Genomic DNA, 10,868 nt, shown 5'->3' on the forward strand with positions numbered 1-10,868 from the left:
ATGGCCAATTCCCTGCAATGCTGTCACCCCGGCGTGGATGGCACTCTCTGGTGTCACTGACCCAGTCCAAGATCTTCGCCAATCGCCCGCAAAGGACGACCACTCGTCTGGGTCAGGCGAACCGCCACGGCTTTGAAATCATCCGTGAAATGCGCGTGCCGACCCGGACCGCGTTTCTTCTCATTCGTCAGGGGGCAATACCCTATCTGATATTAAGGACATCGCTCTCCACTTTTTCCGGGCAAGTCCAGCCCCATGCTCGCTGGACAAGGTGAACCGGCAGTTCCGGGCATCTGCGCCCAACATGGCACCGCCATTTGGCGGATACCGCTACGCCGTATCTACGGCGCAGCGGTATCCGCTGCCGGAGTGGTACTCCGGCCAAAGGAAGATTGCTCTAATCAAAGGCGAATGTCGGCCAAATGCAGGATGGGAAGGATAACCGGCTCGCCCAATGCGAAGGCGCTGATCGCGGCTTCCTGCTTTCTCAGAGGGTCCGCGCCGCTATAAGCGGAGAAGTCATAGCCGGTGGCTTCCGCGAGATCCGCCACCGACAGCTGGAACGTTCGGTAAGCCCCAAGGACGAAACCTTCAAGGGATTCCCGGCGGGACCGCTTCTCAAGCAGCTTGCGAACCAATTCGCCCTGGCTAAGAAGATAAGCCGTGGCATGGAGGGTTTTCTCCGTCTCGTCGAGAGTCACGACCAGTTTCCAGAACTCGCGTGGCACCACCGCATTATCGATGATGACTTCCTCCTCCTCGTCTTTGTCGCGCATGACGGGACCGGTGAACACGCAGGCTCTGAATCCGTGGGTGCGGCTGCTGTCAAGGATATAGCTCTCCAGCCCCAACCAGAGCGCCTTCCCCTGGTTCAGCGTCGAATGCTGTGCCACTGCATTGACATAATGGAACGTGTCGTCATTGGCCAATTCCGCGTCTCCTGCGGAGATTTCCCAGTTTGGATCCTCGCGCCGGACCATGTGGCCACGGTCGATCTGGGCATCGGCGAAGTTCCGGGCGCCCAGTTGAATATCGAGAGGAATCCGGCCATCGGTGAACCACTTGTCGTCGCCACGCTTGATGCGCACACTGTGGCGTCCGTCGATGTTCACCGCTGTGATGAGGGGCAATTTCCATTTGGCTGAGTATTTGACGCCGAAATGCATGTATCGCAGTTCGCCCTTTTCAGGGGGATCATCGTTCGGCTGCGCCAGGGTCGTTTCCAGATCGTCGCTCAGTTTCGGCCAGGGGGTAGCGGTTGAGCCATCCTGCAGGAAAAGTTGCACGAAGCCCTCCCGTCCGCGGAAATGGGAGGCCGGATGATGACCATCAGGTGCCTCGTTGATCTGCAGTGGAATATTCATATAAGGCGGGCGCTCGCCTCTGAGCAGCTTGGCGAGTGTCGCAGAGCTCACCGCACCGTTACCCTCCCCATAGCGCCCTGTGAAATGCAGCCCGACGACCCGGCCATCCTCCAGGCTTATCAGGGGAGAGCCCGAATTGCCGCCTAGGCTGGTACAGTCATGGGACAGCACCTCTCCGACATCTCCGCCCTGCATGATTTTGCCCGGCGCGAACCGCTTGACCTCGTATAGGTCACGGTAATAGCGGGCCTGATCTTCCTTGTTGTAGCGTGAATCATAGGCCGGATACCCGATGAGGGCGACCAGTTCCCCTTCGGTGACGCTCCTCTCGCTGAGGACGAGTGGATCGGGCATGTCGAATAAAGCCGCGTCCACCTGCAGCAGCGCGACATCCGCAGACGTATCGTCCGCTAGGTAACTGATGCTGTTCAAAACAGCTGTTCTGCTATTGTTGGCCTGACTGTCCACCTCTTCCAGGAAGTCGATTAACGCTCCGCAGCGGGCTCCGGAAGGGGTGCGTAGGAACACGGCGCTGCCGTCATTCTTCCGCTGGGCCACCAGTGCCGCCACATGGCGGTTGGTCATGATCAACCATTTGCCATTGACGCGGTCACAGACCCAACCCGTCCCCCCCCATTGCATGGCATGATTGACGAATTCTATCCGCCCGACCGAGGGGAGCCAGCATTCCACGGCCTTGATCTTTGCTGGTGTATCGGGCGGGAAGTCCACCAGATCCTCCAGGATCACTTGGTTGTTTTTCACCAGCAGGGGAGGGCGCCCATATTGCCGCACAATCCGCTCCAGCGCGCCGAGCGGCATCATGCTTTCCAGCTGTCCGTCGCCGCCCGATGCGGTCAACTCCTGCAAGGGACGGGGCAACTCGCCCTTGGAGATGGCCTCGCGGATGCGAGCCTCCACCGGCGGCGTCAGCCGTCTATGGATGTTTTCAAGGCGCTCCTCATGTGTCTTTCCCATGGATATCTCCCATTCGCAGTTCCCCGGCACTGCACCGGGGTGTCATCGGTGAAAGGTCAGAACCGTCAGGGGGGGCACGAAAGCTGCGGGCACCTGACGGCTGATCAGGTGTGCAGCAACCGCGTGTGGACCTTCGGGCCAGAGCGCGTCAGCATTCTTTAGCGTGCGGCAGAGGCGCCAGCGCAGGGTGGCATGCAGCCGCTGTCCACCGTCCTGTGACCAGATGCCGAGGGCAGCGAGACTGGCTTTGGCCGGATGCGAACTCGCCATCAGATCGTCGATCCGCTGCCGCAACGTCCGGTCGGGGCGCATCGGAGACGACGACCCGTTCGGTGCCGGTCCATAGCTCCAGTCACCCGCCATGGTCCGTCGCCAGCGCTCCGCCGCCCTGGCGATAAGGCGAAGGTCGGGATTGCGGTGAAGGAAGCAGGCGGCGCCTGCCCACTCGGCGAAGAATCCGAGGCCGGTCAGGGTGCTCAGAGGGTCGGAGACGATGGCCGACGCCCCCGACGGGAGATTGACATGGAGGGCAAGCCTGTCCAGGACCCCCACCGTGTAACGGGTCAACAGCATGTCACTGCTTGCCGAGAGAAGATTTCGGGCAACCGTTGCGTAGGGGGTCAGCGCAGCGATCATGGCCGGGTCAGTCATATGGCTGCGGGCTTGCTCCAAAAGCGGGTCGCCGCGGAATCGGCTATGCGCCGCTGCCAACGCGGAGCGCAGATGTCCCCGCTCATCATGACCGGTGCACAGTGCAACCGCCGTTCCCGCGGCGTTGAAATCTCCCCGGCTTGCCAGGGGGGACATGCCATCGATCTGGTCCGTCAGAAACGCCATGGCACCATGAAGGGCCACATTGTCCGCCGCGGCACCGGCCAGTTTGCGCAGGTTGAGGGCGGGATGGTAACTCTTCAAGTCGGTGCCGAACCGTCGCGGCTGGAACTCCGCCCGCATCTCCAGGGTCGGCAGGGTGGCCTCCGGCGATAAAGGCCGGTCAACAGCCGTCTGGTCCCGGCCCTTGAGCAGGGTCATGGCCTTGGACCAATGTCCCGACCGCCAGAAGAACACCCGCAGCCCGTCGGCGGTCTCCGATGCCGGATCCAAGGCTTCCGCCTGCGTCACCTTCCCGACCAGATCCAGTCCTTCCAGCCAGTCGCCGCGCTGAAGGATGTTCTTCAATTCGCCGACAATGCTGGAGACCTTGGCGGTGATGTACGTGTTTTCACCAGCCCGCCACAATCCGCTGCGTTCACCCCCAATATTGAGCAGCAGGTCCCGGGCCCTGGGCGGAAGCTCGTCCCGCATGACGGGATCGATGCGGACCGCGGTTTCCCAGTCGACGATGGGCACTTCCGATGATGGGAGCCGGAGCAGCTGCAACCGATGGAACAGCGCTTCAGCCCTGGCCCAGGAGGCATCATGCTTCGCGAACCATTCAGCGGCAGCCCGGTTGATCCTTGCGCAGGCCTTGGGTGCCGCGCTGTAAAGGAGCGGCACCAGCAGTGAACGCATCTCGGGCCTGGATTTAAGGAATTCCGGCGCCGCCGGGTCCTTCTCTAGCAGCCAATGCAAGCCCTCAAGTTCATTGGCCAGCGCCTGCGCACGGGCCTTGGTAATGCCACGCAGCTTGGATAAGGGAGCCAGGACATCGGTGATCAGTTCGGCGCTGAAGCGCCCTAGGACCAATCCTGGATTGAGAAGCCGCCGCAGATCGGGATCGTCGATACGCGACAGCATGGATCGGTACAGGTAGGTTGCCGAAACTTCCTTTCCGCGCCGCCGGCCACGCGCCCACTCCGCCTCACCGCCGGTGACGATCTCGGAGGCTAACTTCAGCTTCAGCGGATTGCCGTTGGCAAGCCGTAAAAGGTCTTGCCGGAGATGTCGGGGAACATTCAGCCGGTCCAACAGCATGCCGGCCGCATCGTCGTCCAGACGATCAACGGGAAGGGGAGCCTCTGCGATCCGGTCAGGGCAGCCGTCCAGGGCTTGTCCCCGGCCGGCGGCAATAACCCGCAACGGCCGGATCCCCGCCCGCACCATCTCGTCGAGCCATTCGAACAACCGCCTTGGATGGGTCTCGCCCTTTGCGCGCAATATCTCCATCGTGTCCAGGACGACCAGCAAGGGTCGGTCGATGGATATCAGGACTTCCGCCATCCGCCTGGCCAGATCGACGGGGATATTGTCCCGGTTGGATGGCGCGGATTTGATGTCCGTATCCGTCCGCCTGGCTGCATCGAGCCGCGCTTCGGTCAGTCCGGTGGCGGCCCTGCCCGACTGTTGCGCGAGTTGCCGGGCCGCTTCCATCGTGAAACCGACCTTGTCCTGGATGTCGAGGCCGGCCCAGTCGAAGTCGAAGCGCAGGATGATCGGCTGCCGGCCCGCATGAAATTCAGCGACTGCCTTCGCCAGCAGCGACGACTTCCCGACCGAGGGGCCGCCCTGGATGTACATGCATCTTACCGGCGGTACTGATATGGGTCTTTCAAGCCAGCGCTGGATTTGCTCCCGCTCCGGTTGGCGGCCGACGAAGGGGCGGGCGTCCGCCTCCGCGAAACGTTGCCGTTGATCGCGCATGGCAATGGCTGATCGCAACACCGGCAGTAGATCTGCGGACGGCGCAAGATCGCCGGCCCAATCCAAGGCGACGACCATCCTTTCAAGCAGTTCGCGCGGGCCGTCGTCGATCGCCTGTTCGATCCCAGCGCGGCACAAAGGCGGCTGGTCACGCAGGGCTGCGTGGAGGTCGTCCGTCTCCTGATCCGTGCCGAATCTGCGCCGCCACCGGATCATTTTTTCCAGCAGGTTTTTTTCTTGCAAGGCCCGGAGTTCGAAACGGCGCTCCGGCAAGCGCATCAGCCAGCGATCATCGTAATTGTGCGGGTCGGTATCGCAGGCCGACGCGAGCAACGAGGCGACGATGGCGATATCCGCATCAAGCCGCGTGGCCCTTCTCAGTGCCTCTTTGGGATCGAAAGCCCCCGACAGCGCCGCATAGCGCTTGGCGGCGCGAAGAGGGACGCGGTTTTGCACATTCTGTCCTGTCATGGCGACACTGCCGTTTCGGGTGACGACAGGATCGAGTTGAGGCGTCGCCCCACTTCCGCCGCCGTCCACGGTTTGTAGATGCCGTTGACGCTTGCCAGACCGGCCAGCGCCTTATCCACCAATTCCTTTACCCGTTCGTCGCTGACGGTTTCCCCCGTGCCTTTTGCGGCGTTTCGCACCAGGTTTTCCACATCGTACCGGGTAAAGCCGTTCAGATACTCGACATAGAAACCGGGCTTGCCCTCACCCCCCGCCTCGGCGCCTGATCCGAATTTCGCGCCGGGTAGCTGGATCGCCTCGTATCCCGCCATGGCCAGGCGCAGGTTCTCAAGTCTCAGCGCCTGATCGACGAAGGCGGTCAATGCCCAGCGATGCTCGTCACCGAAGAGGATCTGTGGATGGTCAAAGAACAACCACAGGCGGGTCCCCGCCGTTCCGGCGGCGGCATCAATCGCCGTCGCCAGTCGGCGGCTGCGGTCGGAGACGGCGGCTTCCGGCTCGGTCTGGGTTGGTGCGACACCGTCGGCCCATCCCATCTTGGCAATCGGCAACCCAGCTGCTGTGACGCGGCGCGCGATCTCCTCCAGGAAGTCATGCACGATATTGTCAAAGCTTATGCGGACAATCTGGGCGGAAGGGCTGCGCGCGACCATCCGGTCGAGCAACCTGTATGTGAAGGGCAGGCCGGAGACATCGTCCCTGAGGTTGGACCGCTGGATCCACAGTCCGCGCACGCGTGCCGGACCACGTGCGGCCGCGGCATAACCGTGGAAGAACGCTTCCCTGCCGACGACCAGTTCCCCGGTAACGGTGTTGTCCAGCGACCAGACGCTGTCGGGTATTTCGTCCTTGGCGACATGCTCGCGGATGGCGTCGAGAAAACGATCCACCGGCACCAGCCGACCTGCCTGGCTGGAAATGCGTCCCTGGTGAAGACCGGCAAGTTGAAACTGGGTGTTGAAGCATCCTCCCCCGGAGGAGCCGGGGGCTGTAGGGTTGATGTCATGGCCCCAGCGTCCGGTTAACTTGCGCAGGCGTTGGAATTTCCCGAAGGTGACACCGTGCCATTTCCCCTCCGGGTAATGGAGCAGCAGCAGCGCCGATTTGTGTCGGCATTGGAACGGCGGCTGCGGCAGAGCGGCGAAATGGAAATGAAGGCCGACGGGTTCGCGCAGCGACAGCAGGGCGAGATCGTTCCGGTCAACGATGTCGTCATCCGTCTTAGGACTGCGATTGAGATACTCCTCGTTTCCACAGCGAGACTCATAGAGCCTCGTCGCTGTGATCTGACGGCCGTTGGCCAACTTGACCTCAATGTCGACTGGGCGCTGTTCGGCGTCGGGTGGCGCGACAGCGATGACGTGCCAGGCTGTCAGCACGGAACTCGGCCCGACCAGGATGCCGGATCCTTGTCCTTGGCCATCGACAAGGATCTGGCAACGGAATGCCTGCGAGCGAGCAAGGAACGTCCCAAGGGCTTTGTCATCGAAATGGGAGGCTTCACAGGGAAGGGGTTCATCCTCGTCCAGCACGACACCGCGTGCGGCCAGGGCATAGGCGAAGTCGTCCAGAAGGCCGGCGGCGTCAAGTCGTGCTGCCCAGAGCGTGGCGAGCGACTTTCCGGACATGTCTGCCTGAACCTTGAAACCGTTCGCGTCCGGGATACTGCTCTCGCGACCGTAACGAAGCGCGTCGAGCGCCTGCTGAGCGACAACCCGATGGTTCTCGATTGCTGCTTCTATCTTTTCGATGTCGGCCACTTATTACCTGCTCCTGTCGGCCTTTTCCAAGGTGGCTTGCCTTCAAGCCGCCTTGGATTGGGTCGCAATGGTCTCGGGAGAAGGAAGCGAACCCTGGCCGGCGGCCAAGTTTTGTGACACTCGCCGCCTGATGGCAGGAGGCGTCGTCCGTCTCACCCATTGGTCAGCGGTGCGATCCGGATGAAATCAAGCGCCGATTGCTCCAACCGGTCGCGCAAGGGCTTCTCCAGCACGGCCAGCAGATTGTTGTTGATGCTGAACAGGGTGGTTGCGCTCTCGAACTCGGCCGACGCGCTTGTGATCTTGAAGAACAATATGTTGAGGGCCTTGTCGCTGACCTGCAATCGTGCCGTCACATGGCGGATACGGGTCTCGACGATATCCGAGGCAACGGCGCCGAACGACATCTCACGGATATCGAACTTCCGGCTTTCCTTGTTGAACAATGTGATCCAGGGCTGGTTCTCATCCATGCTGTTCAGGCTCTTGAGAAGCTCCAGGATGACGGGCCCAACCCCGGCCCCGCCCAGGGCGATGGTCAGGAAAGGGATGATGGCCTTGTGGACGGCGACATTCTTCTTCTTGAAACGCGAAGTGACGAAGGCGCTTGGCGAAACGCCGAAGCCCAGCCTCATCAGGTTTGACTTGTATTCGGCGAACCAGTCATCCTCATCCATCTCGGGCTTGCCGATTGTCGCGGCACTGGCGGCACGACCGGCGAAGGCAAGCGCCAGCGAAAGCGGGCCGCGTATGGTCTCCGGCGTGGCCGAGAGGTCCAGCAACGTGTTCCCGGCCACAAGGCTCTTCGGCAGATGGTCGAGATTGAGTTGATCCAGTGCTGCCTGCGGCGTCTGCAAGACTTCCAGTTCGGATTCCAGGAACTCCGATGCTGACGACAGTTGTGCCCTCTCAACGAATTCCAATGCACTCCTGTAGTTTTCCATGTCTCGTTTCTCCCATCCAAGTATGCGTGCCCATTGATTGATCGGTGGAATTGGAATCCGGGTGGATTTCCTCTTCGGGCGGCATCAGTTGCGATGCGCCGAGACCCATTCTTTGAAAGCGGACAAGGACAAGTTCCGAACACGAAAAGCCATTGCCACTGAGGCAGATGATCATCTGCCTCGGCGTGACGGATACGTTCGCGCCCTAACGCCAACCCAGCCGGTCACCTGTGACGGTTCACGGGATGGGGCGAATGTGTAAACACACCATTATCGCCGCGATTATGTTTCTATCGCGTGTGCTGGGCAATAATAAATTCTCAAATGAATGATAAAATAAAATTACATTCTATTTATCAGAGTGTTAGATATATGCGCTACCGGAAGATTCTTCGGCTGTCGGAAAGGGCTGATCGGCTCCGTCGGGTTTCCCATGGTTATCGGGTACGGGCTGCCGGTGGTCGTGATCCCGGCTGTTCTCATCGCGCCTTACGGACTTTCCGCGAGTGCGGGTCTCTACGGGCAACTGCCGTTGCGTCCTTGAAAAAGGAGGGCATGATGATCACGCGTCAACAATGGAAGGACATGCTCGCTGCCGAGCTGGGAAAGCCTTATATATGGGGCGGGGAAGGGTCTGACGGCTACGATTGCTCCGGCTTCGCTCAATGGGCGCTTGCCCGGTTGAACCTTGATCCGCCCGGTGATCAGACCGCTGAGGGGCTCTATCGCTTCTTCAGCCGTGGCCGCAGCGCGGTGGTTGCACCAGCGGACGCTGGCCCCGGCGATCTCGTCTTCTACGGTCAGGATGCCGGGATCAGCCATATCGGCCTTGCCTGGGGGAATGGGCAGATGATCGAGGCTGGCGGTGGTGGACGCACCACCACCAGCGTGGCCATTGCCCACCAGCAGGGTGCGGAGGTTCGGCTGCGGCCGATCTCCAGCCGAACCGACCTTGTCGCGGTCCTGCGTCCCACGGCCTTGGCTTGGCCGGAAACCGAAGACCGTTTCCTGGAGATAGCCAGCGCTGGCTACGGTCGTTTTGACGGCGCCCCGCCACTTACCGAATGGCTTGATGACGGCCGGCATATGCGCCTGAAGCGACCATTCTCCTATCTGGAGGAGAGCGGCAGGGAATGGCCGGTGCCAATGGATGCCATCGTGGACGGAGCTTCCATCCCGAAAGTGCTTTGGTCGCTGATCGGCGGTCCCTTTGAGGGACTCTACAGGGATGCGTCCATCGTGCATGACTATTATTGCGATGAACGCAGCCGTCCCTGGCGGGAGACCCACCGGGCTTTCCATGACGCCATGCTTTGCAGTGGCGTGAGCGATGCTCGCGCAAAGATAATGTACTATGCTGTTTACCGTTTCGGGCCGCGCTGGACTGCGGGATCAGCGCTTTCCGTGGAAGGCTTCGAAGCCGTCGCCACGCCGCAGGCCATGCCGGTGTCCCTGCCGGCCAATCCGTTCGACGCGGTCGACTTCGCCGCCGCCGCGCAGCTGATCGTCGCCACCTCTCCCGACATTGCGGCCATTGAGGCTATGGCCGATGCGCGGTCGGCGCGGGTGGAGGATGCCTCACTGCCCGACCAGCCGTTCGCGTCGCTCTCGGCGGAAGCGGAGGCGGTTTGGGCTCGCCACCCGCTGATCGAACGTCTTTTGGCAATACAGGAGGTGGCGGTCGACTCCCTCTCCACCGAAGCCGCCGGCAGCATGCTCAGCCGCTTCGCGTCGCTTGTGCGGGACCCGCCGACGCCCGAAAAGTTCGCCGAAGCCCCCCCTGCGGCGGCGATGTCGGGGGCGACGTACGACGCGCTTTACGCCACTTGTGAAATCCGTCCGCAGCGGAAGGGCGAGGTGGCTTGGCACCTCCGGATGCTCCTCAAGAACAGGTCCCGCTATGAGGCCGTCACCCAGCGCACGGGAGTACCCTGGTGGTTCATCGGCGCCCTGCATGCCTTAGAGGCGAGCTTCAATTTCAACGGACATCTTCATAATGGCGACGCCTTGTCGGCAAAGACCATTCATGTGCCCAAGGGCCGTCCCAAGATATGGTCCCCGCCCAATGACTGGGAATCCAGTGCAGTTGATGCGCTAACCTATGAAGGGCTTGTCGGGCGCGATGATTGGACTGTCTCCACGGCGCTCCAGCGTTGGGAGGCCTATAACGGCACCGGCTATCTTGCACGCAATATTAACTCACCCTACCTATGGAGTTTTTCGAACCATTATACTCGAGGAAAGTTCATAAAAGACGGAGTATTCTCCGTAGATGCAGTATCAAAGCAATGCGGTGCAGCGGTCATGCTCCGAGCATTGCAGGATAGTGGTGCCATTCCTTCCTGATAAATGTTCACGGATAAATTGCTATACCATCGGTCAAGTCTTGCCCCCGCATCCAAACTCATAATGAAAAGCCCCATAGCCTCAACTGGTTATGGGGCTTTTGTTTTTGCTCAGATTCTTTGCTGTTACATAGTCTCTATCAAAATCAATCTGTTAGCTGCGCAGGTTCAAATCGGGAGTGCCAACACCCGCATCCAACCTGTCGATGCCCACTGGTCACCAGTTTGACATTCCGGCACCCCCGGTCTGTTTCACCCGTCTGCTTTGGCTCCACACGGGTTCCCCATTGCCTGACCGATCCGACCCAGCAGATGCGCTGGTGCTTGTCCTAGGATGTCGGAGGAAAGCCTCAGGGTCGTAATGGCACAGCCGCCCCTAATGCCCGCCAGGCCATGCAATGCGGCCCAGATGAACAGGGCATCCAG

6 protein-coding genes are annotated in these 10,868 nt (G+C 60.9%); 2 read left to right on the forward strand and 4 right to left on the reverse strand.

What is annotated here, in order from left to right:
* The coding region (locus Q0072_RS18795) for a hypothetical protein (protein WP_298333079.1) at nt 1-275 on the forward strand (275 nt) is incomplete at its 5' end.
* Nucleotides 276-401: 126 nt separating this feature from the next.
* Here Q0072_RS18795 and Q0072_RS18800 read toward each other — a convergent pair.
* The 4 genes from Q0072_RS18800 to Q0072_RS18815 form a co-directional block, all read right to left on the reverse strand.
* Nucleotides 402-2,342, reverse strand: a complete 1,941-nt coding sequence (locus tag Q0072_RS18800) for a DNA/RNA non-specific endonuclease (protein ID WP_298333080.1) — start codon at nt 2,340-2,342, stop codon at nt 402-404.
* Nucleotides 2,343-2,384: 42 nt separating this feature from the next.
* A complete protein-coding gene (locus tag Q0072_RS18805; protein ID WP_298333081.1) occupies nt 2,385-5,393 on the reverse strand; it encodes an ATP-binding protein in 3,009 nt (1,002 codons plus the stop codon).
* Complete coding sequence (locus tag Q0072_RS18810; RefSeq protein ID WP_298333082.1) at nt 5,390-7,153, reverse strand: serine protease; 1,764 nt, start codon at nt 7,151-7,153, stop codon at nt 5,390-5,392. The genes Q0072_RS18805 and Q0072_RS18810 overlap by 4 nt, the downstream gene beginning before the upstream one ends.
* A gap of 152 nt (nt 7,154-7,305) precedes the next feature.
* Complete coding sequence (locus tag Q0072_RS18815) at nt 7,306-8,097, reverse strand: hypothetical protein (RefSeq protein ID WP_298333083.1); 792 nt, start codon at nt 8,095-8,097, stop codon at nt 7,306-7,308.
* A 555-nt stretch (nt 8,098-8,652) separates the two neighbouring features.
* Here Q0072_RS18815 and Q0072_RS18820 point away from each other — a divergent pair.
* Nucleotides 8,653-10,443, forward strand: coding sequence for a DUF1353 domain-containing protein (locus Q0072_RS18820; protein WP_298333084.1), 1,791 nt, complete (start codon nt 8,653-8,655; stop codon nt 10,441-10,443).
* Nucleotides 10,444-10,868 lie beyond the last annotated feature (425 nt).

Origin of the sequence: Asticcacaulis sp. (assembly GCF_027484505.1) — a bacterium.
GTDB lineage: Bacteria > Pseudomonadota > Alphaproteobacteria > Caulobacterales > Caulobacteraceae > Asticcacaulis.